The sequence below is a fragment of the uncultured Eudoraea sp. genome (genome assembly GCF_947260015.1).
GTDB lineage: Bacteria > Bacteroidota > Bacteroidia > Flavobacteriales > Flavobacteriaceae > Eudoraea.
This window is the reverse complement of record NZ_CAMYOM010000007.1, coordinates 35,128-61,039: the sequence shown is the minus strand read 5'-3', so window position 1 is coordinate 61,039 and position 25,912 is coordinate 35,128. Positions and strand designations below refer to the sequence as shown.

At 36.7% G+C, this 25,912-nt stretch carries 27 protein-coding genes; 12 read left to right on the top strand and 15 right to left on the bottom strand.

The genetic code is table 11. From position 1 onward, the window contains the following. The first annotated feature begins 16 nt into the window (after positions 1–16). The 3 genes from Q0X66_RS05660 to Q0X66_RS05650 all read left to right on the top strand — a co-directional run bounded on the left by Q0X66_RS05660 (position 17) and on the right by Q0X66_RS05650 (position 2,880). A complete protein-coding gene (locus Q0X66_RS05660) occupies positions 17–1,099 on the top strand; it encodes a DNA helicase PriA (protein WP_297704138.1) in 1,083 nt (360 codons plus the stop codon). After that, the gene (locus tag Q0X66_RS05655) at positions 1,096–1,821 is read left to right on the top strand and encodes a metallophosphoesterase (RefSeq protein ID WP_297704136.1); all 726 of its coding nucleotides are present in this window, start codon (positions 1,096–1,098) and stop codon (positions 1,819–1,821) included. Before Q0X66_RS05660 ends, Q0X66_RS05655 begins: the two co-directional genes overlap by 4 nt. 63 nt (positions 1,822–1,884) lie before the next feature. Next, a complete protein-coding gene (locus Q0X66_RS05650) occupies positions 1,885–2,880 on the top strand; it encodes an acyl-ACP desaturase (RefSeq protein WP_297704134.1) in 996 nt (331 codons plus the stop codon). A gap of 33 nt (positions 2,881–2,913) precedes the next feature. On the opposite strand, the gene Q0X66_RS05645 is transcribed toward Q0X66_RS05650, so the two are convergent. The 6 genes from Q0X66_RS05645 to Q0X66_RS05620 all read right to left on the bottom strand — a co-directional run bounded on the left by Q0X66_RS05645 (position 2,914) and on the right by Q0X66_RS05620 (position 8,192). Further along, complete coding sequence (locus tag Q0X66_RS05645) at positions 2,914–3,438, bottom strand: hypothetical protein (protein ID WP_297704132.1); 525 nt, start codon at positions 3,436–3,438, stop codon at positions 2,914–2,916. Between the two features lie 983 nt (positions 3,439–4,421). Then, positions 4,422–5,975, bottom strand: a complete 1,554-nt coding sequence (locus Q0X66_RS05640) for an aldehyde dehydrogenase family protein (RefSeq protein WP_297704129.1) — start codon at positions 5,973–5,975, stop codon at positions 4,422–4,424. A gap of 83 nt (positions 5,976–6,058) precedes the next feature. After that, complete coding sequence (locus Q0X66_RS05635; protein WP_297704127.1) at positions 6,059–6,427, bottom strand: DUF1304 domain-containing protein; 369 nt, start codon at positions 6,425–6,427, stop codon at positions 6,059–6,061. A 3-nt stretch (positions 6,428–6,430) separates the two neighbouring features. After that, positions 6,431–6,976, bottom strand: a complete 546-nt coding sequence (locus Q0X66_RS05630) for a 3-hydroxyanthranilate 3,4-dioxygenase (RefSeq protein ID WP_297704125.1) — start codon at positions 6,974–6,976, stop codon at positions 6,431–6,433. Between the two features lie 89 nt (positions 6,977–7,065). After that, entirely contained in the window at positions 7,066–7,542 is a 477-nt protein-coding gene (locus Q0X66_RS05625; RefSeq protein WP_297704122.1) for a CAP domain-containing protein, read from the bottom strand. Between the two features lie 158 nt (positions 7,543–7,700). Beyond that, entirely contained in the window at positions 7,701–8,192 is a 492-nt protein-coding gene (locus Q0X66_RS05620) for a CvpA family protein (protein ID WP_297704120.1), read from the bottom strand. Between the two features lie 106 nt (positions 8,193–8,298). Between Q0X66_RS05620 and Q0X66_RS05615 the strand changes: the two genes are divergently transcribed. From Q0X66_RS05615 to Q0X66_RS05605, 3 genes are all read left to right on the top strand, one after another. Further along, entirely contained in the window at positions 8,299–8,655 is a 357-nt protein-coding gene (locus Q0X66_RS05615) for a hypothetical protein (protein WP_297704118.1), read from the top strand. 6 nt (positions 8,656–8,661) lie between these two features. Then, on the top strand, positions 8,662–8,970 hold the full coding sequence (locus tag Q0X66_RS05610; protein WP_297704116.1) for an antibiotic biosynthesis monooxygenase: 309 nt from the start codon (positions 8,662–8,664) through the stop codon (positions 8,968–8,970). 113 nt (positions 8,971–9,083) lie between these two features. Next, entirely contained in the window at positions 9,084–10,766 is a 1,683-nt protein-coding gene (locus tag Q0X66_RS05605) for a glycerol-3-phosphate dehydrogenase/oxidase (RefSeq protein WP_297704114.1), read from the top strand. A 262-nt stretch (positions 10,767–11,028) separates the two neighbouring features. On the opposite strand, the gene Q0X66_RS05600 is transcribed toward Q0X66_RS05605, so the two are convergent. Together Q0X66_RS05600 and Q0X66_RS05595 are read right to left on the bottom strand one after the other, a co-directional pair. Next, complete coding sequence (locus Q0X66_RS05600) at positions 11,029–12,030, bottom strand: NAD(P)H-dependent glycerol-3-phosphate dehydrogenase (RefSeq protein WP_297704112.1); 1,002 nt, start codon at positions 12,028–12,030, stop codon at positions 11,029–11,031. Between the two features lie 392 nt (positions 12,031–12,422). Further along, complete coding sequence (locus Q0X66_RS05595; RefSeq protein WP_297704110.1) at positions 12,423–13,271, bottom strand: AraC family transcriptional regulator; 849 nt, start codon at positions 13,269–13,271, stop codon at positions 12,423–12,425. Positions 13,272–13,417: 146 nt separating this feature from the next. On the opposite strand from Q0X66_RS05595, the gene Q0X66_RS05590 reads away from it, so the two are divergent. Together Q0X66_RS05590 and Q0X66_RS05585 are read left to right on the top strand one after the other, a co-directional pair. After that, entirely contained in the window at positions 13,418–14,392 is a 975-nt protein-coding gene (locus Q0X66_RS05590; protein WP_297704108.1) for a phytanoyl-CoA dioxygenase family protein, read from the top strand. A gap of 82 nt (positions 14,393–14,474) precedes the next feature. Beyond that, a complete protein-coding gene (locus Q0X66_RS05585) occupies positions 14,475–16,004 on the top strand; it encodes a SulP family inorganic anion transporter (RefSeq protein WP_297704106.1) in 1,530 nt (509 codons plus the stop codon). Positions 16,005–16,007: 3 nt separating this feature from the next. Here the strand turns inward: Q0X66_RS05585 and Q0X66_RS05580 are convergent, their stop codons facing one another. From Q0X66_RS05580 to Q0X66_RS05555, 6 genes are all read right to left on the bottom strand, one after another. Continuing rightward, positions 16,008–16,700, bottom strand: a complete 693-nt coding sequence (locus Q0X66_RS05580) for an SIMPL domain-containing protein (protein ID WP_297704104.1) — start codon at positions 16,698–16,700, stop codon at positions 16,008–16,010. A gap of 226 nt (positions 16,701–16,926) precedes the next feature. After that, complete coding sequence (locus Q0X66_RS05575; RefSeq protein ID WP_297704102.1) at positions 16,927–17,409, bottom strand: cytochrome c; 483 nt, start codon at positions 17,407–17,409, stop codon at positions 16,927–16,929. Positions 17,410–17,450: 41 nt separating this feature from the next. Next, positions 17,451–18,410 (bottom strand): alpha/beta fold hydrolase, encoded by a 960-nt coding sequence (locus Q0X66_RS05570; RefSeq protein WP_297704100.1) that lies wholly within the window; start codon positions 18,408–18,410, stop codon positions 17,451–17,453. Positions 18,411–18,518: 108 nt separating this feature from the next. Next, a complete protein-coding gene (locus tag Q0X66_RS05565; RefSeq protein WP_297704098.1) occupies positions 18,519–19,493 on the bottom strand; it encodes a nitronate monooxygenase in 975 nt (324 codons plus the stop codon). Between the two features lie 302 nt (positions 19,494–19,795). Continuing rightward, on the bottom strand, positions 19,796–20,698 hold the full coding sequence (locus tag Q0X66_RS05560) for a DMT family transporter (RefSeq protein ID WP_297704096.1): 903 nt from the start codon (positions 20,696–20,698) through the stop codon (positions 19,796–19,798). After that, the gene (locus tag Q0X66_RS05555; RefSeq protein WP_297704094.1) at positions 20,695–21,048 is read right to left on the bottom strand and encodes an ArsC/Spx/MgsR family protein; all 354 of its coding nucleotides are present in this window, start codon (positions 21,046–21,048) and stop codon (positions 20,695–20,697) included. Before Q0X66_RS05555 ends, Q0X66_RS05560 begins: the two co-directional genes overlap by 4 nt. A 113-nt stretch (positions 21,049–21,161) precedes the next feature. On the opposite strand from Q0X66_RS05555, the gene Q0X66_RS05550 reads away from it, so the two are divergent. After that, positions 21,162–21,635, top strand: coding sequence for a DinB family protein (locus Q0X66_RS05550; RefSeq protein WP_297704092.1), 474 nt, complete (start codon positions 21,162–21,164; stop codon positions 21,633–21,635). On the opposite strand, the gene Q0X66_RS05545 is transcribed toward Q0X66_RS05550, so the two are convergent. Further along, complete coding sequence (locus Q0X66_RS05545) at positions 21,632–22,375, bottom strand: DUF3298 and DUF4163 domain-containing protein (RefSeq protein ID WP_297704090.1); 744 nt, start codon at positions 22,373–22,375, stop codon at positions 21,632–21,634. The two genes, Q0X66_RS05550 and Q0X66_RS05545, sit on opposite strands and share 4 nt — an antisense overlap. A gap of 87 nt (positions 22,376–22,462) precedes the next feature. On the opposite strand from Q0X66_RS05545, the gene Q0X66_RS05540 reads away from it, so the two are divergent. From Q0X66_RS05540 to recO, 3 genes are all read left to right on the top strand, one after another. Beyond that, positions 22,463–23,617 carry a cystathionine gamma-synthase gene (locus Q0X66_RS05540; RefSeq protein WP_297704088.1) on the top strand — a complete coding sequence of 385 codons (1,155 nt, stop codon included), beginning with the start codon at positions 22,463–22,465 and terminating at the stop codon, positions 23,615–23,617. 103 nt (positions 23,618–23,720) lie between these two features. Beyond that, positions 23,721–25,064, top strand: coding sequence for an NADP-specific glutamate dehydrogenase (gene gdhA, locus Q0X66_RS05535; protein ID WP_297704086.1), 1,344 nt, complete (start codon positions 23,721–23,723; stop codon positions 25,062–25,064). Positions 25,065–25,192: 128 nt separating this feature from the next. Next, entirely contained in the window at positions 25,193–25,912 is a 720-nt protein-coding gene (recO, locus tag Q0X66_RS05530; protein WP_297704085.1) for a DNA repair protein RecO, read from the top strand.

Sequence of the window (25,912 nt, the reverse complement as noted above, 5' to 3'; positions counted from 1 at the left end):
TTGGCGATAACTACAAATGGAAGAAACCCAGTATTCTGAAAAGAAAAAATCCTGTGCCAATTGCGGAGCAGAATTAAAATACAAACCAGGTTCACACCAGGTTAAATGTGAGTATTGCGGATATGAAGAATTTATTGAAAAGTCAAAGCGAAGTTTTGAAGAACTTGAACTGCAACATTATATTAAGGCAGTAGGGGATAATGCCTTTACCGAGACAATAGATCTACTACATTGTAAGAATTGTGGTGCTAACCAACATGTTGAAGAAAATTACAAGTCGCTTCATTGTGTTTATTGCGGAGAACCTCTTATTAGAGAGGATATAGAAAGAGAGGGTTGGATACTGCCAGGCGCACTAGTTCCATTTCAATTTGATAATAAAAAGGCGGGTAAGATATTCAGAGATTGGGTGAAAGGATTGTGGTTTGCTCCGAATAAACTTAAACGCGCTGCATTAGATCCGGAAGCTATTCACGGTCTTTATCTCCCTTTTTGGACTTTTGATGCAGAGCTCTTTGCATCTTATGAAGGTCAAAGGGGAGATTATTATTATGAAACACAAACCTATAGAACTAAAAAAGGAACTCAAACCAGGCAAGTAAGAAAAACACGCTGGACACCTGCTTATGGAACAGTAGATGGCTTTGTAGATGATATCCTGATCAATGCTTCGAAAAAAAAACGAAGAGAAGTTCCGTCAAACATATCACATTGGAATTTGAAAGAGCTTAGTGTATTTAATTCAAAATATCTCTCGGGTTTTGTAACTGAAAAATACACAATTCCTTTGAGAGAAGGGCATCGCAAATCATTTCAAAAAGCCAAGGAGATAGCTCATTCATGGATACGACGAGATATTGGAGGTGATACGCAGAGGATTCATCATTCTGATATAAAACTATCAAAAGAAACTTTTAAGCATGTGCTATTACCTGTTTATATAAGTTTCTACAATTACAAAGGGAAAGAATATCATTTTTATATCAATGGACAAACTGGAAATATTCATGGTATTCGACCCTATTCCTTTTGGAAAATATTCTTTCTTATACTTTTTATTATTGTCATCATTGGAATAATCGCCAATTTTGCCAAATGAGAACTTTGGTAATCGGAGATATACATTCAGGGCTGAAAGCTTTACAACAAGTTTTGAAAAGGGCCGGGGTTAGTGAAGATGATCTACTTATCTTTTTAGGAGATTATGTTGACGGATGGAGCCAGGCTGTTGAAACCGTAAATTTTTTGATTGAACTAAGAGTAACACACCAATGTATTTTTTTAAGGGGAAACCATGATGAGCTTTGTAATGAATGGTTGAGAACAGGGAAGGATAAGCCTATGTGGTTGCAACACGGAGGTATGGCGAGCAAAACTTCTTACGAGGTTCTGGGTGATGGGTCAAAAAGAGTTCATATGGATTTTTATGATAATCTGGATAATTACTACCTGGATGATAAAAACCGCCTATTTGTACACGCAGGCTTTACTAACTTGAAAGGTGCAAAATTTGAATATTTTCCCAAAATTTTTTACTGGGATAGAACTTTATGGGAATTGGCATTGTCTCTGGATCCGGAACTAACACAAACGGACTTATTTTATCCTGAGCGACTTGCCAATTACTATGAAATATATATAGGCCATACACCGGTAACAAGAATAGGGAAGACCATACCTATAAGAGCAGCTAATGTCTGGAATATTGATACAGGTGCAGCTTTTAAAGGGCCTTTGTCAATTATTGATGTAGATTCAAAACAAGTTTGGCAAAGTGACCCGGTACATCTTTTTTATCCGAATGAAAGAGGAAGAAATTAATATTTGTATTATATCTGCAATAATTTCAGAGTTTTATTTTCGTACTTTGCAAGAAAAATAATTATGTCTACTAAAAATATAAGGCTGGAGGTGATGCAGGCAATTGAACCTAAAGTTGCCGGGTTTATGGATTCATTTTTGATTCCTATTGATGAGATATGGCAGCCTTCAGATTTTCTTCCAGATTCGCAAAGTGAAAATTTTTTTGATGAGGTAGAGCAAATCAGAGAGGAATCTAAAGAGTTGGGATATGATTTTTGGGTAACCATGGTGGCAGATACAATTACGGAAGAGGCCTTACCAACGTATGAATCCTGGTTAATGGATGTTGAGGGAATTAATCAACACACGGAAGAACCCAGTGGATGGGCCAAATGGGTGAGAGCTTGGACAGCCGAAGAAAACAGGCATGGTGATGTACTTAACAAATTTCTATACCTCTCGGGAAGAGTAAATATGAGAGAAGTTGAGATCTCAACTCAGTACTTGCTTAATGATGGTTTTGACATAGGAACAGACAGAGACCCGTATAAGAATTTTGTATACACTTCATTTCAGGAATTAGCTACCAATATTTCCCATAAAAGGGTAGGTCAGATGGCTAAGAAAAAAGGTAATACACTTCTAAGTAAAATGTGCAGCATAATTGCGGGTGATGAAATGCGTCATCATTTGGCATATAGAGAATTCGTAAAGACCATTTTTGGACAAGACCCTAATGGAATGATGCTTGCATATGCAGATATGATGAAGAGAAAAATTGTAATGCCTGCTCATTTTTTGAGGGAATCTGGAGAGGGAATTGGACTTGCATTTGAAAATTTCTCCATCTGTGCACAAAGGTTGGGAGTATATACCTCTCAGGATTATATAGACATCTTTAATAAATTAAATCAATATTGGGATCTGGAAGCAATAAGAGGCTTGTCAGATGAAGCCCAGAAAGCCAGAGACTATCTTGTAGGAATGCCAGATCGTTTACAACGAATTGCAGAAAGAATGCGACTAGGTGAGGATCAATTCCGGTTTAAATGGGTAGAGGCCAACGGAATGTTATAATTAAAAAGACCGGATTTAATCCGGTCTTTTTAATTATAATTTACCACGTTTATGTTCTACCTGCCATTTGTGTAATGCCTTCCATTTTCCCTCAGAACACATTTTTGCCTGCATTGGCCACGATGCGGGATCATGAACCTTGTAACGATCACCTCCTGAGTCCAATACTTGCCGACACTTGGAAACAGAAGTTTTAGACAAGGCCGTCCAGGTCTTTATATCATAATTGTGAAAAAGGCCTTCAATTTTGGGACCAATTCCTTCCACAACCTTCAGATCATCCTGTTTTATATTTTTTCCAAATGCCGCCTTGGCTGCACTTTTATTAAAAGCAATTTTAGAAGAAACCACAGCCGAACTTTCAGCAGCCATTTTTTTATTGCAAGCTGCAAGATCAGCTTCTAATTTTGCATTTTGATCTTTCAGTAAGTTTAGCTCTGAAGAATGGTCAATGACTGTATTTGCACCTTTACCTAATAAATATCCAAAAACTGCACAAAGAACGCCTACAAGTAAAGGGATAAGCCAACACCAGATGTTTATACTTTCAAAATTCATAAGTTGATATTAATTAATTAGTTTTTATACAACAATTCATTATTGCTCTTATCATTGGCCTTTTCCAAATTCATTGCCTTTTTAGCAATAGAAGAATCCACCCGTTTTAAGGAGGCAAGGTCATCTTATAATCCACATTCACTACAGTACATTACAAAAAAATAAATCCCTGCTAATATGGTAATTATAATCCCAAGCAAGTTTGTTGTCTTTTTGGTCATTGTAATTGACTATTTTTTGTTCTGAATACAATGTATTAAAAAAATCTTAAATTTTGTTAAAATTGTAAGTCTTTATAAATTGAATTATCTGGTTAATCCTCTAATAATGGCTAAGATGCTCTTTATTAATATTAATAAAACAAGACATACCTTAATAACTACCAATTACACATTTTTTTGCCCAATTTATAACTTCCTTACATTGAAATAAGCTAAAATTTAGGACATTTGTCATTAATTAAGCTGTAACGCTATTTCTCCCGACGAGGATACGGCATTGAAATAGTGTTCAATTAATACTTCCTACTAGTTTGAGTTAGTTTGGTTAGTTAAGAATCCCGTTGTTATTTATTTCATAAATAGCAGCGGTTTTTTTTGTTTTCTTCAAATTATACAATCCAATCTTCCAATTGTATATTTTTTTATACAAGTGACACATAGTTGTAAAAATCCCTTGTTATTTAATAGTACTTTGAAGTCATATTAAAACATTAGGCAGCAATGAAAAATTTAAAAAAACGAATTCAGGAAGGCTTCACTTTCTGTTGCATGGTGGTAATACTCGGGATTCAAACTTTAGTTCATGGGAGCTGGTCTGTCCAAAAGCCAAATTCATTAAGGGAAGAACAGAAGTCTTTTAAATAGCTGCACCTCACTAAATAAAACACAGTAATATATGTGTTTCAATAATATACCTGCAGGCACATTGAGCCAGTTCCATTAAGATGGGATGAAGGAGCTAATGCGCCTGCATGTATTAATTTACAGATCAAATTTTATTCCCTGAGCCAAAGGTAATTCAGTAGTATAGTTAATTGTATTAGTTTGTCTTCGCATATAAACTTTCCAGGCATCAGAACCACTTTCACGTCCACCTCCTGTCTCCTTTTCTCCTCCAAAAGCCCCTCCAATCTCAGCACCCGAGGTGCCAATATTTACATTGGCAATACCACAATCACTTCCAGCGGCTGAAAGAAAATTCTCGGCTTCCCTTAAATTATTGGTCATAATGGCCGAGGAAAGTCCCTGAACAACACCATTTTGATATTTTATTGCATTTTGTACATCACCTGAATATTTTAATAAATAAAGAATAGGTGCAAAAGTTTCATGCTGTACTATTTCATAGTTGTTATCTGCTTCAGCAATGGCCGGATATACGTAACAACCACTTTCGTATCCTTCCCCATCTAAAACACCGCCATCCACGATCAAGTTTCCACCTTCTGCTACCACCTGCTCAAGAGCCTTTTTATACATAGCTACAGCATCTTTATCTATTAAAGGGCCTACATGATAATTCTCATCCAGCGGGTTTCCAATACGTAGTTGCTTATAGGCAGTAACTATTGAATCTTTTACCTGGTTGTAAATAGATTCATGTATGATAATTCTTCTTGTAGAAGTGCATCGCTGGCCTGCAGTGCCAACTGCTCCGAATACAGCTCCAATAACCGTCATTTTTATATCTGCATCCGGGGTAACAATGATCGCATTATTACCACCTAATTCAAGGAGTGATTTCCCTAATCTTGCGGCAACTGCCTGTGCAACAATTTTCCCCATCCGAATAGAACCTGTCGCCGAAATCAAAGGGACCCTATTGTCATTGGTCATCATTTCACCAACTTTATAATCCCCATTTATTAAACAGGAAATACCTTCTGGAAGTCCATTTGCTTTGAACACCTCAGCCGCAATATTTTGACAAGCTATACCGCAAAGTGGTGTTTTTTCTGATGGCTTCCAAACACAAACATCGCCACAAATCCATGCAAGCGCCGTATTCCAGGCCCATACGGCTACAGGAAAATTAAAAGCAGAAATAATTCCTACTACACCCAAAGGATGGTATTGTTCATACATCCTATGCCCTGGTCTTTCTGAATGCATGGTTAATCCATGTAATTGCCGAGATAACCCTACAGCAAAATCACATATGTCTATCATTTCCTGTACTTCACCCAGACCTTCCTGATATGATTTCCCCATTTCATATGAGACTAACTTGCCTAAAGGTTCCTTTAATTGGCGTAGTTTATCTCCAAACTGGCGAACAATTTCGCCTCTTTGGGGAGCGGGTTTTAATCGCCAAATATGAAATGCTTTGGAGGCAGTTTCTATGACTTTTTCATAATCATTTTGGGAGGTGCATTTTACTTTACCAATTAAAGCACCGTCTACCGGGGAAAATGACTCGATAATTTCCCCTGAAGAAAAATAATCGGTACCTGTTGAGGTACCATTATTGATTTCCTTTATTCCTAATTTTTCTAATGCTTGGTCTATCCCAAAATCTACAGCAACTAGTGTCATTTTATAACTTTTAAAAGGTAGTTTGTTAGATTCTGACAAAGCTACGAATAATAGTGATTATGTAACGCGAAAGTTATGTAATCTTAGGCCTGATTAATAAAGATTAGAAGTAGTGCAATCAGAGCAGGTAGTGCCTGCACAATGAATATTTTTTTATCAGCAGTTAGGGCTCCATAAATACCAGCAATTGAAACACAACTCAGAAAAAAGATAGAAATATTTACACTCCAAAATAGGTCCTGAATAAAAAAAGTCCAAATAAGGCCAGCAGCTAAAAAGCCGTTATACAGGCCCTGGTTTGCAGCAAGAGATTTTGTTGGTTCAAACATGTCTTCAGGAAATTTTTTAAAGATCTTTTTACCCCTGGTAGTCCAGGCAAACATTTCGAACCAAAGAAAATATAGGTGCAGTGCCGCCACAATTCCGATAAAAATAGTAATCGTAAGTTTCATTTTTTATCTTTCTTTTATATCAGTAAATCTATCATCAACAGACATAACCGTTCCACAATTATCACAGGTCCTTAATTCTTCCGAACCGTAGAAATATGAAAAATGCGATAAAAAATCTTTTTCAATATCGTGTAGTATAAAATAAGTTTCATGAAGTTTATGGTTGCAATTATCGCAAAACCAAAGTAGACCGTCCTTTATTTGCATTTGGTTTCTCTTACGTTCTATAACCAAACCAATGGAGCCTTCGTGCCTAACAGGAGAATGGGGGACTTTTGCAGGATGCAGGTACATATCACCAGGCCCCAGTTTCATTGTTTTTTTTTGTCTGTCTTCCTGCACGTGAATATCTATATGACCTTCTAATTGAAAGAAAAGTTCCTCTGTTTCATTGTAGTGATAATCTTTTCTTGCATTTGGCCCTGCAACGATCATAACTATATAATCACCGGCATCTTTATATAAATTCTTATTTCCAACAGGGGGTTTTAGTAAGTCTCTGTTTTCTTCAATCCACTTGTGAAGATTAAATGGAGGTTCTATAGACATTGTTTTCTAATTATTAAGGAATGATATTAGAATGTATTAAAAGTAATACTCCCTGTCAAATGTAAGAAAAGAAAATTTTCTGGAGCAGACTAACGGTAGAACAACTGAGTAAAATAGAATTTACCGCTGGAGTCTTTCTTTACGCTTACGGCAGTGTGTGTAAATTCGCCTTCAATTGTTTTACGATGATTAGGACTATCAAGCCATTTCTCTAAAGCTGTGGTAGCATCTGGGTAATCTTTGGCAACATTTTCAGCTACGTATTCAGCATTTACTGCGCTCGAAATTTTAGAGGCTCTTGAACTAAAGTTATCATGACTTAAACTGCCATTGGAAATCATATAATCGGTATGAGAGTTGGCATACTCATAAGCAACTTCGCTAAAAAGTAATGATGAATAACCCAAACTGTTCCTATGGTCATTTACAATATCCAAAAGTGCCTGTTCTACCAAAACGGCATTTTCAGAACTCGGAATATTTATATTTTCAATTGGCTCTGTGCTACAAGATCCAGCCAACAATACAAATAAAACCAAGACAGCAATAGGCAATCTCATTTTCATATAGTGTTCTATTGTTCTATTTGTAAGTAGGGTAAAGGTAGAGTGGGGTGTTCTCTTGGATCCTTATTAAAAAGATCATCTTGGTAATATTAAAGAAATTATGAAAAAAGCATGTGAAAAACCCATTTTTTTCGATGAACTGCACTTTTCATCAATTATCAGTCATTAAATACTTCAATTACGTTTCCAAAAACCAGAGCGCCCATATCTCTGACCGGTTTATAAAGAATAGATTCTGCAACCGTATTATTTTCAATTAGATTAAATGAAGAACTTGCACTTTCAAAAAAATACAAAAGTGTACCAAGGATAACGGTAGTTTTTAATACACCAAATAACCCACCTGCAAGTTTATTGAGTAATCCAAGCATGGCAAAATTTGCAATTTTTGTAAGTATTTTTCCAGCCATATTAACCAGAAGCACAATAGCTACAAAAGTAATTATGAATGCCGTTAATTTTATGTAATTTTCATCCCAATCCATGTTTTGAGAAAGGTAGTTACCCGTTAAGTAAGAAAATTGAATTGCACCATAAAGTCCAATAATAATGGCGGCTAGAGAGGCGATTTCAACAAAGAGACCATTTTTCAGACCTTTATAAAGGCCATATGCCAGTAATAATCCCAAAATGATATCCAGAAGATTCACGGAAATTTGTTTGCACAAATATAGAATTTTGATTTGTACCTTTGATTTTTTCTAAAAGAGGAGTTCAGGATTAATTTTGATTTTTAAATTTTTTTTGATAATAAAAATGAGCAGAGATATTCAATTAAAAGACAGGTGGGAAGAACTCATTAAGAAATTATCTGCCAGGTTTTCCGATGGAGATCCAATGGATGTAGATGGGATTATTTACCTTATTGGCATCCAGGAGCTAGGTCAATATCACAGGACGTATAAAAAGGAAGAAAAAGTTAACCTGATGCATATTGCCATATGCAAACTATTGGAACCTTATGGATATTATGAGTTTGAGTTTTTTGACGAGGAAGGTTGGCCACACTATATTATCAAGGAGTCACTTCCGCCATTAAAGGCAGGAGAGCAATCTGTATTAATGAAAGAGGCTATAGTGAATTATTTTGTAGAACGAGCTTTTATATATTAAACGGTCATGATAAAACCTTATTATGCCGTAATCTTTACCAGCACCAGGACTTCCGGGGATAAAGGATATGGTCTAATGTCCATACAAATGGAAGAATTAGCCAAAAAACAATCTGGTTATTTGGGTTTTGAAAGCGCAACGGGGGAATTAGGAATATCTGTAAGTTATTGGGAAAACCTGGAATCTATATCAAGATGGAAATCCAATCTCAAACACCTGGCTGCGCAGGAAATAGGGAAAAAAGAATGGTATAAATGGTACAAAATAAGAATCTGCCTTGTTGAAAGGGAATACGAATTTACAGCCACACATTAAAACAAGCTATCGTTTTTTTTTATTGCTTCAATAATAACCTTTACTTAAAGCCTTAGTATTAGTGAAAGGGGTATTAACCTTTATATTTGTAATTGGACCTAAATAAATTTACTTTGATTTATAAAAACGTGCAGGAGAACGTACCATTTTCAAGCCTTGACCGGAATGAAATCATTCAAAACTTAACTAATACCAAATTCGATCTTGTAATTATTGGAGGTGGAATTACCGGAGGTGGTATTGCCCTTGACGCAGCTGCCAGAGGGCTAAAAGTGGCTCTGTTAGAAAAAGGGGATTTTGCATCAGGAACCAGTAGTAAATCTACTAAGTTAATTCACGGTGGCCTTCGATATCTCAAGCAGTTTGATTTTTGGTTGGTAAAAGAAGTGGGATCTGAACGGGCTATAGTTCATAAACTTGCACCGCACCTGGTGCTTCCCGAAAAAATGTTACTCCCGTTAATTGACGGTGGGTCATATGGAAAATGGCTAACATCTATTGGCTTAAAGGTCTATGATATTCTGGCACAGGTTTCAGGCGATGACAAGCGTAAAATGCTTGAAAAAAAAGAGGCATTAGAACTGGAGCCGTTATTGCCAAAGAAGAAATTAAAAGGGGCCGGTTATTATGCTGAATATCGCACAGACGACGCCAGGTTAACAATTGAAAATATAAAGACCAGCCTTACATTCGGTGCGGTAGCATTGAATTATGCTGAGGTCACAGCCTTTGATTATACTGACGATATTATTTCAGGGCTACATTTTAAGGATGTTATCGCCGGACATGAATTTACTATTAAATCAAAATATGTGATAAGTGCTACCGGCCCATGGGTAGATGAATTGCGAAGCATAAATAATTCTAAAAAAGGGAAACGCCTTCATCTTACAAAGGGGGTTCATTTGGTATTTCCGCATTCAAAAGTACCGGTAAAGCAATCTGTTTATTTTGATGTTCCTGACGGGAGAATGATTTTTGCTATCCCCCGAGGTAAAATTACCTATGTGGGGACAACCGATACAAATTATGATCAGGATAAAGATGATGTTAAACTGGATTTGGCTGATGCCCTTTATTTAGTATCAGCGGTTAATAATATGTTTCCTAAGATAAATTTGGAATTGAAGGATATTATCTCTTCCTGGGCTGGTTTGCGGCCCTTAATACATGATGAGGGAAAATCTACTTCCGAATTATCCCGTAAGGATGAGATATTTATTTCAGATACCGGTCTTATAAGTATGGCTGGAGGCAAACTTACCGGGTATCGAAAAATGGCAGAAAGAGTTGTAAACCTGCTATCTAAAAAAATGGAAGAGGAAGAAGGAATTGAACTTGAAGAATGTACAACTGTTCAGATTCCGCTATGCGGTAATGATTTCAGGAAATCCAAACACGTCAAAAAGTACATTTCAGAAATATTTGAACGAATAGCAGCAGAAGGTTTTACAGAATATGATGCTTGGTACCTGGTGACAACCTATGGCAAGCAAACTGAGGCTATTTTAAAGGATTACTCCATACTAAAAGATGAAGATCCATACATAAGAATGGCCAAAGCCGAACTTCATTACGGAATTAATTATGAAATGATAACTTCTCCCATGGACTTTTTTATCCGCCGAACGGGGCGCTTATATTTCGATATTGAAAGCATACCTTTTTTACTGGATCCGATTCTTGGTGAATTCAAGTCAATTTTTAAATTGGAAGATTCACAAATTCTTTCCTGGAAAGAAAAAATGCTTCAAGAAATACATGAACATTCTGTTTTTTCTTTAGACCGGATTTAATATTAATTTTCTAAAAAGTAATGTCCCGGAATCAGAAATTAATATGTAAATCGGGCTATGGTTGGCACCTCTTTACTTTTTTTCTAATATTATGGTCCCTCCAGGTATTGGAATTGAGTAAAATCCATTCTCATCCAGTGTTACAGGAAGCATGGTGTCCCAACATTATGCTTCAGGCATCAAGCCACTCCTTTTTTAATGCATCTTCCGCATCACTTAAATCTCCTCCGGCTTTAATAGAAGTGATTACAAAATTTCGGGGTCAATCTAATTTATCTGTAAGTGCCTTGAAAGTTAATTTGGCGCTCTTCTGCATATAAAGGATATCATACACAGCATCAATAATTGGAGTCTTAACTTTCTTTTTAAATGTTGATTTTAATTTATAAGCACTTTCCGTTGCGTAATAACCTTCTGCTATCATTTTCATTTCCATCATAGCACTTTTTACTCTATACCCTTTGCCAATCATATTCCCGAACATCCTGTTCCGACTAAAAGTTGAATAACCCGTAACAAGTAAATCCCCCAGATAGGCAGAATTGTTAATATTCCGTTTCATCTTGTGAACTCTGGAAATATAACGTTTCATTTCGCGGATAGCATTGCTCATTAAAACAGATTGGAAATTATCGCCATATCCTAATCCGTGAGCTATACCTGCCGCCAATGCATAAATATTTTTAAGCATTGCAGCATATTCAGTGCCTATGATATCATCGGAAATTTTGGTCTTAATATAATGGCTGTTCAGATGTTCAGATAGCATCCTGGCTTTAGCGGTATCTGCACAGGCAACTGTTAAATAGGACAAGCGCTCCAGGGCCACTTCTTCGGCATGACAAGGACCAGTAATCACCCCAATATTTTCAATGGGAATATTATACTTTTGATGAAAATGCTCTCCAACAATTAAACCAGTTTCGGGAACAATTCCTTTGATAGCTGAGAATATAATTTTGTCCCTTAAAGGGATAGTAAGTTTTTTGAGTTCACTCTCTAAAAAAGCAGATGGAATTGCAAAAATCAACAGATTAGCCATGGAAACCGCCTCGTCCATATCATTGGTAAGAACTAATTGTTTCAGTTGAAACTCAACAGAAGTAAGATAATTAGGGTTGTGTTTGTTGACTTTTATATATTCTAAAGCATCCTCATTGCGCATATACCAGATTACTTTATCCTGGTTTTCAGTGAGCATTTTTACAATAGCTGTTGCCCAACTTCCACCACCAAGAACTGCAATTTTTAATTCTTTTTCCATCAAATTAAATTAGACCATCAAATGTAATTAAAAAAAATAACGACTTAGATATTTGAAAGTCATAGAGTTATAATAATTTACGAATAAATTGGCTATGCAAGAGACTAACAACCCCTCAATTTAGAAAACGATGAAATGCATAAAATTTTAACATCGGTTTACCTGTTTCTGTGCAATGAAAACTTTGAATTACGCGTTATTAAAGATAGTAGAGAATGGTATGAGAATGAAAAATTATTTTTGGTTGGTTATTTAGTTAGAAACCGCCCTGGATTTAAATCCAAGGGCGGTTTTTTTTGGTCATTAATTATTTTGGAGACCATTACTAATTTAAAGCTATTTATTGGTGTAGGATGAAAGTAAATTTTCCGGGTTTTGGGTACTAATAAGAATTACCTTTTCAGATATCTTTTTTTAAAATCAGAAGGATTTTCATTCGCAATTTTTTTAAAGATACGATTAAAATAGGATAGACTTTCATAACCACAGTCGTAGCAAGTCTCACTGATATTTCTTCCTTTCAAAAGTAATCGTTTAGCCTGGCTAATACGATATTGGTTTAAAAATGACGTAAAAACACTTCCTGTGGCACCTTTAAAATATCGGCAAAAAGCTTCTTTACTCAAATTGGAAAGTGCTGCCACTTCTTTAAGCTCAATTTTCCTTTGGTAGTTTTCATCTATAAATGCATAGATGTTTTTTAAGCGGTCCTGTTGTTTTTGACTGTATTTATTTATTACCGGATAATCATGTAATAATACATACTCCTTAGAGGCCGCTAAAATGGAGAAAATATGCAGTACTTCAAGAAACTGTGAAAAGGGTCCCAAAACATAAAGTTTTTTGAGTCTTGAGCCAATATTTACCTTTGTTTTTCCGGTGAAAGCTATTCCATGCTGAGATTTTTCAAAGAGTTCAAATACTTCATTTAGCTCTGGGATTTCAGTAAATATTTTTTTCTTGAATGCCGAACTGACATGTAAAACCTCTTTTTTGTATTCGGTCTGAATACCATAATCGAAGTTCAAATGAGGAATATTAGACCCTATTAACACCAGATCACTATGTTCATATTGAGAAATATGATCCCCTACGTGCCTCGTTCCATTAGCCCCTTCTATATACACCAGTTCATATTCCGGATGAGAATGCCAGTAGAATAAATCATTCAATCTGGGATTGTGTAGCAATCGGAAGGAGCTTTTGGCATCCGGATTTATTTGTTCTAATTGTATTTTCAAATCAAAAATTTAACAAAATTGCTATTATCTAGGTAATTAATGTTTTAGAATGTTAATATAGTTCAAATATTGATCAAAATCAAGGTGGTGATCTCCATTCGATCTATTTAGATTTGACTATCTTTTAATCACAATACAATATAAATATGGAAAAAGCAGCCTCCAAACTGGAAATGGCCAATAAGGCTCATAAGGATATTCCTGGAAACCCCTCAACGGCGACAAGTAGCAAAATGGAATTAAATGATCGGTCTAATAATGTTCCGTTAAGGGTTCTTAGCGAAAAGGACTGGGAATTTTGGAAGCATAACGGCTATATAGTAATTAAAAATGCGGTCTCTGCATCCCAGGCAAAGGCAACAGCAGATTTTTTGTGGGAATTTGATGAAAAGGACCCTAACGATAGTGAAACCTGGTATGCTCCACCAAGGGCTGAAATGCAAATGAAAGAACTAACAGGAACGGGTATGGTTGAGGTATACAATAACCAATACTTATGGAATAACAGGCAAATGCAACGCGTTTATGATGCCTTTGTGGATGTTTGGGGAACTGAAAAATTATGGGTAACAATTGATAGAGCAAATCTCAATTTTCCTCAAAGGCCGGGATTTGAAAGGAAAGGTTTTATTCATTGGGATTATGACCCTGAAACCAAACCGCAGAATGTACAGGGAGTATTGGCACTTGCAGATCAAACCGATGAGAATATGGGAGGTTTTCAGTGCATTCCATGGCTGTACCGGAATTACGAAAGTTGGAAGCTTACACAGCCGGAAGACCGGGATCACTTTCAACCGGATATTTCAGAACTGGAAGATAAAATTGTAAAAGTAAAATTAGAAATTGGTGACCTTCTTATTTTTAATAGCACGGAGCCCCATGGGATCAGGCCAAACAAATCTGAAAATAAAGTTAGGATTGCCCAATATATTTCTATGATGCCGGCAGAGGAAGAAAATGAAGAATTAAGACAATGGCGGATTAATTCCTGGAAGAACAGAATAGCTCCTGAGGGTTATGCATTTCCGGGTGATCCAAGAAATTGGGAACAGAACAGATACGATACTGCTAAATTATCTGAACTTGGCAAGAAATTATTGGGCCTTCATGACTGGTAATTTATGAAATCCATAATTCTTTTCAATTAGGGCTATTAACAGTTAATAAGTGCTATTTTTGCCCCCTTAAGATAATAAGGGTTTGAAGAAGTACTTAAATCTATTTGATTTTTCCCAAAAAGTTAATTACAAAACAGAAGTCCTATCCGGATTAACAGTTGCACTTGCTCTGGTACCGGAGGCGATAGCTTTTGCTCTTATTGCAGGCTTATCACCTTTAACCGGATTATATGCGGCATTTGTTATGGGGCTGGTTACTTCTATTCTTGGAGGGAGACCGGGAATGATTTCAGGAGCGACCGGTGCAGTGGCAGTTGTCATAGTTTCACTTGCCATGGATTATGGCGTGGAATATGTATTTGCCGCAGTGATATTGGCTGGAATCCTGCAGTTAGCAGCTGGATTTCTTCGATTGGGCAAATTGATGCGCCTTGTGCCTCATCCTGTAATATTTGGATTTGTAAACGGCCTGGCGATCATTATTTTTTTGTCACAGTTAGACCAGTTCAAGTCGTCTGATGGCTTATGGTTATCTGGTAGCACATTGTTTATTTTTTTAGGATTAGTTTTAATCACAATGCTGGTAATTTGGGGATTACCCAAATTAAGTAAAGCAGTTCCTGCCTCATTAATTGCTATCCTGGCTGTTTTTGGTCTCGTACTTGCATTTGATATTGACACAAAAACAATTGGCGATATAGCGTCTATTCAGGGCGGTTTTCCACCATTTCATATCCCACAACTGCCTTTTACTTTAGAAACCCTTCAGATCATTTTTCCTTATGCGGCCATAGTTGCGGGTGTAGGGTTAATAGAGAGTTTATTGACGCTTAATATTATTGATGAAATCACAGAAACACGCGGGCGCGGTAATAAAGAGGCAGTTGCCCAGGGAACAGCAAACATACTTTCCGGACTCTTTTCAGGGATGGGTGGTTGTGCCATGATAGGGCAGAGTTTAATCAATACCTCCAATGGAGCCCGTGCAAGATTATCGGGGATAGTAGCTTCTGTAATGCTTCTTGTCTTTATTATGTTCGGGGCTAATTTGATTGAAAAAGTGCCTATGGCTGCACTTACAGGATTAATGATTATGGTCGCACTGGGCACATTTGAGTGGGCCAGTTTACGAACCTTCAGAAGAATGCCGAAATCTGATGTTCTTGTAATGATATTAGTAACCCTGGTTACCATTTTTCTACATAATCTGGCGCTGGCTGTCTTGGTCGGTGTAATTATCTCGGCTCTTGTTTTTGCATGGGATAACGCCAAAAGAATACGCGCCAGAAAATATACTGACGAGAATGGAATTAAGCACTATGAGATCTATGGGCCGCTATTTTTTGGATCTGTGACTTTGTTTAATGAAAAGTTCGAGGTACTTGAGGACCCGGATGAGGTTATTATAGATTTTAAGGAAAGCAGGGTAGTAGATATGTCGGCCATTGAAGCATTAAACAAATTAACGGGACGCTATCACAAAGTTGGGAAGAAGGTACATTTAAGGCATTTAAGCGAGGATTGCAGGCTCTTGTTAACGAATGCAGATGCGATAATTGACGTAAATGTCCTGGAGGACCCCACATATAAACTGGCCGTAGATAAAGTTTAATTGTTACTGTATTGCGAATTTTACATTCACAGTGCTCTCTACTTTTATCTTTTCAAATTCAATTTCTATGGGTTGATCTGCATCTGATTGTTTAGACATTTGCACCCTAACCATCCTATCCGTCATCCTATTTTGTACTCCTGTGTTTAGATCAGAAATAAAAAGAGCACTTCCAAGTTTTTGATCTATAGGAATAACCATTGCTTCTGCCTGGTTTTTTGCCGCAACCACAGCTCTTTGTCTTAGATCAATTTTGAGCTTTTCCAGACTTGAATATTCGGTTTTTGCGAGGTTTATATTAGAGATTCCGATAGATTCGAGGCCCATTATTACTCTGCCTGCAGTTACGGCATCATACACTAATAATGAATATTCTTTGTCTTTTTGAACATCTACTTTCCTGAGAAAGTACTTTTTAAAATTACTCCCCAAATCAGTAAGGGTAAGTTGTTTCTCGATATCAATGCCTAGTGTTTTCAGTTTGTCGGCCATATTATTTTCTAATTTTTCAACCGAAGTTTTTCCTTTAGTGTCCGCTTCTGTAATTAGGATTGATAAATAAATACGGTCTGGTATAACTAAGGTATCTACTCTTGCAGTAGTCTCTAAATATGGTTGATCAATAAAGTTTTTACTTTGCCCGTAACTTGTGAGACTTGTTATTAAAAGAAGTGTAATCAAAATTTTCAAAGCCATTTTTTGTCGAATTAAATATTTCATATTTCCAATTTGTCTGTACGAAACTAAAATTTTCTTATTGCTTTTAAAAGATATAATGAGGGAAGTCATTACCTCAGTGAGTGTTCATTACCAATAAGAAAGTAAACACCACTCCATTGATTTAATTATTTAAAAAGAAAAAGTGCCGTACTCATCAATTTATTAACCGAGAACAGCACTAAATAAGATTCTTAAACCGTTTCTAAAGGGTACGTAAGTACTCTGCAATAGCCCTGGCATCTTCTTCACTAAGGTTTTGATTGAGCATGATGGCATTGTTGTATTCCTTTAATAAGGCTATAGCAATAGGGTCTTCTTTAAGCATAACATCCGGGTTTAAGATCATATTCATCACCCATTCCGGACTTCTGCGGTCATAAACACCCGCTAAGGCAGGTCCTATCATACGTTGGTCAGTCATATGGCAAGCCGTACAAATCGTTTTGTATTTTGCTTCACCTGCGGCAGCTAATTCGGCATCTATTTCTGCTGCAAATTCTAAGGAAGTTATAGGTCCAACTCCTTTGTTATTCAAATCAACCGGGACAGTTTCAGATTTAGTTTCTACTTTCACCTCCTTTTTGGCACGGTTCATTTCAAAACCCCCTTCTTTTTTCTCTTCTTTTTTTTCGCCGCAACTCACTAGCAGAGCGCAAATTCCAATTATGGCAAATATTTTTCGCATGTTGTTTAGATTAGAGGCACTAATATATGAAATAGCACGGATCAAAAGAATTCCTTTATAAATTTTAAACCAATTTTTTCTGAATAAGATATGTTTTGTGGACCAAAGAAGCCTACATGTCCTCCATGTTTGGGCATATCAAGAAAAAGAAGTGGATTATTCTTTGCTTCTTCTACCGGGTAGCAATCCCGACCTAAGAATGAGTCGTCCTGAGCATTGATAATCAAGGTTGGAATTTTTATCCGGTGTAAAAACTGAAGACTGCTGCATTGTGCATAATAATCCAAAGCATCTTTAAACCCATGAGCCTTACTGGTATAAATATCATCAAAATCTTTTAGGTTCCCGATGTTGTTTATTTCTTCTATGGATATTAATTCTGGGAATTTCTGCCGTTTTAAATACAATTTCTCCACGAGATGTTTTTTAAATCTTTTGGCATAAAGTGTATTTTTCAATTTTAACAATTGAATAAGAGAATCGTGCAAACTACATGGAACGGATACGGTTACAGCCCCTTTTATTTGACTTGGAACAGGCCCTTCGCCAAGATATTTTAGCGTCAGATTTCCACCTAGACTGAATCCTTTAATATAAATGCTGCTATATTTCCGGCTAGAAATGATATGTTGTATTACCTCTTTGAGATCTTCTGTTGCTCCGGAATGATAGGACCTGAATAGACGGTTGGTTTCTCCGCTGCATCCTCTGAAATTTACTGCACAACTATCTAGCCCATTGGAATTAAAATGCTTAGCGCTTCCTTTTATATATGGGCGCTGCCCATGTCCTTCAAGGCCATGTAAAAGAATAACTACAACATTACTGGGCGCAGGGGCAAAACTCCAGTCCAGATCTATAAAGTCCCCATCCTCAAGTTCCAGACGTTCCCTTTGTTGGTTAAGGTCTGTAACCTTTCTAATCAAGCCGGAATAAATAGTAGATATATGACCACTTTTAAACGGGAGGGGAGGACTGTAATGAGATTTAACCAAAGGCATTAGTAAAGGACATGGTCTTTAGGTTTAACAGGATCGGGAAGGTTTTCTTTATCCAGCATATCGTGTAAATCAATTTTAATTGTTCGGCATAAGGGGGGCATAGGCACATCATTTTGGATAAATTTCCAATAAAGCAATTTGTTCTTCAATTGCCTCTTTAAATTCAGATTTAAGTTTTTCAACGAGTTCGGTAACGGTAAGCACATTATCTACGGTAGCTGCTCCCTGACCTGCTGACCAAATTGTCTTCCAGGCTTTCGCTTCTGTATCTAATTCCTTTCCAAAGTCAACTTTAACATCCTTTTTTAGGTCTTCTTCTGTAATTCCTGCTGCGGCAAGACTGGCTCCAAGAAAATTAGCGTGCACTCCGGATATGGCAGCAGTGTAGGTTATATCACTGGCCCCTGCTTTTATGATCATCTGCCGGTAATCCTCCGGAGCTTTACTTTCAAGAGTGTTAATAAATCGAGTACCCATATAAGCCAAATCTGCACCCATTTGTAAGGCCGATGCAATATCCCTGCCTGTACTTATACAACCTGACAGGATAATGGTTTTATCGTAAAACTTTTTAATTTCTGCCACAAGGGTCATCGGATTAATCGTACCTGCATGCCCCCCTGCCCCCGCTGCAACTAATATTAGCCCATCTACGCCGGCTGCCGCCGCCTTTTCTGCATGCCTTTTTTTAATTACATCGTGAAAAACCAGCCCGCCATAGCTGTGTACGGCATCAACTACTTGCGATACCGCTCCCAAAGAGGTAATAATGATAGGAACCTTATGCTTAGCGCATAACTTCAGATCTGCTTCCAGCCTTGGATTTGTAGGATGCACAATCAGATTTACGCCAAATGGTGCTGCTTTAACTCCTGTTTTTTCTTCAAAAGTGTCTAATTCAGATTTTATTTGAATTAGCCATTCTTCAAATCCTTCACTTGTCCGTTGGTTAAGGGCAGGAAAAGTTCCTATAATTCCATTTTTGCAACATTCAATGACCAATTGAGGACCAGAGATAAGAAACATAGGCGCTGCGATAGCAGGTAAAGAAAGTTCTTTAATAAATGCGGGTTTGTTAGCCATAGTTGTATTTTATGGCATTAAAAATAAGTATAAATTCTTGGGCAGCGTCTACTCGATTTATCAAAACTATATTATTTTGAATATTCTTATGCCCGTTTAAGAACTATTAAAAATAGAAATAATATTTCCAAAGGATTTTGATGCATAAAAAAGTAATATCAGAGCCTCTGGGAATTCTGTAAAATCTGTTTATAAAATATCATAAGCAAAAGATATGTTCTGGCATGGGCATATAACGATAAGAGTTCTTAAAGTATTATTATACTCAATGAAAAGGTTGTTAATGCCATAAAAACATTTACTTAAGCATTGATTTTTAAACGTTTTGGTTTTTTACTTACCAGGTAAACTCCTAACAATACTAAACAAGCAGCACCTATTTTAACAATGGTAAGTTCGTCTTTACCTGTAATTACAGCAAATAAAATTCCAATTACAGGTTGAACATATACAAATGCACTTACTGTGGAAGCTTTTAGTTGAGTTAGGGCAAACACATTAAACAAATAAGCGCAAAAAGTAGTCCCAATTACCACAAATGCCATTTTCCAAATTGCTTCAAATGGCAGTGTTGACCATGAAACTTCTAAAAATTCAGGTAGGGCAACTGGCAAATTATATAGGATACCAATCAGGAACATCCACTTTAAAAGAGTAAAAGGGTGGTATTTTTCCAGCAATTTTTTTACAAGAATAAGATATAGTCCAAAAAATAAAGCGTTCAATAAGAAGAGAGAATTGCCCAAAGGGATATTTGATGCATCTTGTCTAATTTCATTACCGTAAAGCACAAGAAAAAGGGCACCTGCAAGACCAATTAATATACCGGCGATTTTAAGCGCTCTAATTTTTTCTTTAATTAAAAAAAAAGATAAAATAACCACTATGATTGGGGTTGTAGTTACAAGAACTGCGCTGTTTATTGGAGTTGATAATTCTAAACCTTTAAAAAACGCCAACATATTAATCGCCATGCCAAAAAGGGAACATAGTATTACCCTGCCCCAGTCCTTCCATTCGATCTTTTCTTTAGGCCCCAAAAATGAAATACTCCAAAACAAAACGGTTGCTCCAATTACCCTAAGCATTATAAAACCAAAAGGTTTAATATACACGGGCATCACCCCTTTGGCAATAGTATGGTTTAATCCATAAATTGTTGTTGCGCCCAGGGCGGCTAATATGGCTAGAGTTCTTTTGCTCAAGAATGAATAGTTTCTTTGGCTTTAGCAACTACCTTTTTGCTATTTCCAATAAATATTTGATTGTTAACCAAAATAACAGGTCTTTTTAAGAAGGTGTAATGTTCCAAAATCAGCTTCTCATAGTCCTTTTCTTCAAGTTGCCGATCTTTTAATTGGCGTTCACTGAATAGGCGTGCCCTTCTGCTAAACAAGGCTTCATAACTACCTGCTAAATTTCGCATTACTTTTAATTGCTCCGGGGTAATTGGATCTGATTTAATATCCTGAAGCTCAATATCACCAAGGGGTTTTAATTCATTTAAAATACGTTTGCAGGTATCACAACTACTTAAGTAATAAATTTTCTTCATGACTATTTTTTATCGAATTCAAAATTATAATAACTACCACTATTTTATTTAAATGAATATGCTATTTTTATTATTCGTTAGCGCATTGTTACTAATCGTAAAATAGGCACACATTGAAAAAAATATTTGATATCACAATTCAAAACAGGAAGATACTATACAAAATATTAAAACGAACTCCTCCCGAACTTCTATTTGAAATTCCCGAAGGCTATCGCAATAATATTTGGTGGAATATAGCTCATGTTGTTGCTACTCAACAAATACTTATTTATAAAAATAGTAATCTCCCTGCGCGTATTGATGATTCTCTAGTTCAAAAATTCAGAAAAGGGACATTGCCGGATATAAATCCTACCCGTGAAGAGTTAGATCATATTGGCGCTTTTTTACTTTCCACGGCAGAATGGGCTCAGGAGGATTATGAAAATGGGGTTTTCAAAGAGTATAATGAGTATAAGACCAGTACCAAGGTCACATTGCGAAATGTTGAAGACGCTTTGGCATTTAATCTATTTCATGAAGGCTTACACCTTGGTGTTATACTTTCTTTCGAAAAAATTCTATTAAAAGAAAAGGCGCTCTAAGTCTTGATGTTCCCTGATAAAAATTTTTGGATATCCTTATAAGGAAGAGTCAGTTCTATAGGGCCATCTGCAAAGGAGGCCACTTCATATTGATTATACAATAGTTTGAGCCCTTTCTCAGTAAAACCAATATTTTCTGGTAAATAAAAATGGTCTTTCTCAAACATAAAACCGGTACTGTTAATTGGATTATTTACCGGGATATTCTGTTGTAACCTGAATTGGGTTTCTGCATACTGTTCAAAACCTTCCTTATCTTCAAATAACTCCCAGTCTTCCATTTCCTTCCCTCTTTTTTTATTAAAATTTAAATAATCAGTTGATCCATAACCATGAGCACCACCGGTAAATAAATAAGACTGCAGTTCAATAGTGAGGAGTTCATTATCCTCATAGGTAACCATTCCATTTATTTTTGCCTTCCATCCAATAGTTTCATCAGGATAGATTTTTTTTAATTCAAAATAGCCATTTGTAAAGGACTCAATGGCCTTCTGAATGGTTTCGGCATTAATTTCATCATCAAAAGTTAATTTAGAAATAACTTCTTCCTGTAAAGCGAGATTAATAGATTTAGCCAGTTTGTTATTACCCAATGCCTTCGGCAATTCAATGGAAACTTCGGGGCATTCCTTACATTTAGTATTCGCCAGTGTTAATGCTTCAAATGTAATATTACCGCTGTCCTGGCAGCCAACAATTTGGGCTAGAAAAAAAAGGTAGGTTACAATACGCTTCATTGAGATGAATTTGGATCTATTGCAAAACTAAGGATTCATTGGTTTCTCCAAAAGATAACAATACATTTGTGAACATAAATTTACAATATGAGTGGAAAGGAATTGAGATTTAATAGCAAGGTAATACATGGGGGACAAAAGCCGGACAAGGCTTATGGTGCAGTGATGCCCCCTATTTATCAGACATCTACCTATGCTCAAACTAGTCCGGGCGAGCATATGGGGTATGAATATTCCCGCAGTGCCAACCCAACAAGGAGTGCGTTGGAAAATTCGCTTGCCAGTATTGAAAACGGGAATTTCGGATTGGCATTCGCCAGTGGATTAGCAGCGATGGATGCAGTTATTAAACTATTAGGGCCAGGTGATGAAGTGATATCAACTAATGATCTTTATGGTGGAAGTTATCGTCTTTTCCGACAGATCTTTGAAAAGTATGGAATTAAATTTCACTTCATAGGCATGCAGGAAGTATCTAAAATTGCTGCATTAATTAATTCAAACACGAAACTAATTTGGGTTGAGACTCCGACAAATCCAATGATGAATGTTATTGACCTTAAGGCGGTTTCAGAATTGGCCAAAAGCAATAAGTTGCTTATGGCGGTAGATAACACTTTCGCAACACCATATTTGCAACAGCCTTTAGATTTAGGGGCCGACATAGTCATGCATTCTGCGACTAAATATCTTGGTGGGCATAGCGACGTGGTCGTGGGAGCTTTGGTTGTTAATGATGAGGTATTGGCAGAGAAATTGTATTTCATTCAGAATGCCAGCGGGGCAGTATGTGGCCCTATGGATAGTTTTTTAGTACTTAGAGGAATTAAAACATTGCATGTAAGAATGCAGCGGCATTGTGAAAACGGGAAGCACATTGCAGAATATTTGCTTGCACATCCTAAAATTGAAAAAGTATACTGGCCCGGCTTTAAGGATCATCCCAATCATGAGGTTGCCACAAAACAAATGAAAGCATATGGCGGAATGATATCTTTTGTGCCCAAAGGGAGCAGTTTTAAGGATTCCATTGCAATAGTAGAAAAGCTAAAGGTTTTTACACTTGCAGAATCATTAGGAGGGGTGGAGAGTTTAGCGGGTCACCCGGCAAGTATGACTCATGCCAGTATTCCTAAAAAACAACGGGAAAAAAGCGGGGTTGTCGATTCACTTATTCGACTTAGTGTTGGAATTGAAGATGTCCAAGATCTTATTTCTGACTTGGAACAGGCAATCGCATAAATTTTATCATATTTTTAAAAAAGGCTACTTTAAATTGCAGAAAAGATATAATTTTGCTCTGTAATTTTTAATTCAATAAAAACTTTAGCTAATCAATTTTAATATGAACACAAATATCGAAGCATTTATGGACGAGGTCAGGACCCGAAATGGTCATGAACCGGAGTTCATCCAAGCAGTACAGGAAGTAGCTGATACGGTAATTCCTTACATAGTTCAACATGAAATCTATTACGGGAAAAACATCTTGTTGAGGATGGTGGAACCGGAGCGGTTGATTTCCTTTCGAGTTTCCTGGGTAGATGATGACGGTGAAATACATGTAAACCGGGGATATCGCATACAAATGAATTCGGCAATAGGACCTTATAAAGGAGGACTTCGTTTTCACCCATCAGTTAACGCGAGTATTCTTAAATTTCTGGCTTTTGAACAGGTATTTAAAAATAGTTTAACTACCCTTCCCATGGGCGGGGGAAAAGGTGGTTCAGATTTTGACCCAAAAGGTAAATCTGACGATGAAGTTATGCGGTTTTGCCACGCTTTTATGACAGAGTTAAGTAGGCATATAGGACCTAATACAGATGTTCCGGCAGGGGATATTGGAGTAGGAGCAAGGGAAATCGGATTTCTTTTTGGGATGTATAAAAAGATAAGAAATGAGTTTACCGGGGTACTTACAGGTAAAGGTTTATCGTGGGGTGGATCCAAAATCCGCCCGGAGGCAACAGGATACGGAACCGTTTATTTCGCTCAAAGTATGCTAAAGACAAAGAATGAAGAAATTAAAGGAAAAACAGTAGTTGTTTCAGGTTCAGGAAATGTTGCCCAATTCGCTGCGGAAAAGGTTATTCAAATGGGAGGAAAAGTAGTAACATTATCAGATTCCGGAGGATATATTTATGATAAAGACGGGATTGATAATGAGAAGTTGGACTTCATTATGGATCTTAAAAACAATAAACGGGGAAGAATATCCGAATATGTTGAAATATTTAAATCAGCGACTTATCATGACGGGGAACGTCCCTGGGGTGTTAAGTGTGATGTTGCCTTGCCATGTGCCACTCAAAATGAATTGGATGGTGTAAATGCCGAAGAATTAATTGCTAATGGATGCATTTGTGTGGCAGAAGGAGCTAATATGCCTTCTACACCTGAAGCGATCCATGCCTTCCAAAATGCAAAAATTTTATTTGCGCCAGGAAAGGCCTCCAACGCCGGTGGGGTAGCTACTTCTGGCTTGGAAATGTCTCAGAATTCTTTAAGAATCAGCTGGACCAGAGAAGAAGTAGACGAAAGGCTAAGAGGAATTATGGAAGACATTCATGATTCATGTATTGAATTCGGAAAAGAAGCAGACGGGTATTGCAATTATGTTAAAGGAGCAAATATTGCAGGTTTTGTAAAGGTTGCAGATGCCATGCTTGCACAAGGTGTGATCTAAGTAATAATTTGGGGATTGGCAATTACAGGAACGGAGCTATAATTTTTATAAAAGATTTGGTTCCTGTAATTGCCAATCTTATTTTATTGTTAATTCAACCTATCTTTGCTTTATTCTAAGCGTAATAGATGCAAATTACTACTAAAGCTTTAATTCTATCTTCTTTAAAATATGGAGATACAAGTTTAATAGTTAAAGCTTTTACTTACTCTGATGGATTGAAATCGTATCTGCTCAAGGGAATCTTAGCCTCCAAAAAAGGTAAACTAAAAACTGCCTATTTTCAACCCTTAACGCAACTGGAAATAGTTGTGAATCATAAAAACAAGGGGACCCTGGAACGACTTATTGACGCTAAAGTCAATTATCCATACCAAACTGTACATACAGACATTGCTAAAAATGCAATGATCTTATTTTTGGCGGAAATGCTGGTCAACAGCATTTTTGAAGAAGAACAAAATAAAGACTTATTCCATTTTCTGGAAGCATCACTTCAATGGCTTGACACACATGATAACATTAGTAATTTTCATTTGTTTTTTCTATTGGGATTATCAAAATATTTGGGGTTTTATCCAGACACCAGGAAAATGAATTACCCGTATTTCGATTTAGTGGAAGGTGCTTTTATTGAGTACCCGGGCATAAATCCAATTATCAAGGAGGAAGCTCTTGATCTTCTCAAAGTATTTTTGGGCATAAATTTTGATACAATTCATTCGGTCAGGATGGGCAAAAAAACCAGGCAAGAACTATTACAATCCCTTGTACTCTATTTTGAAGTACATTTGCACGGATTTAGAAAACCCAGATCACTCGCTATTTTGAACGAAGTTTTTAGCTAA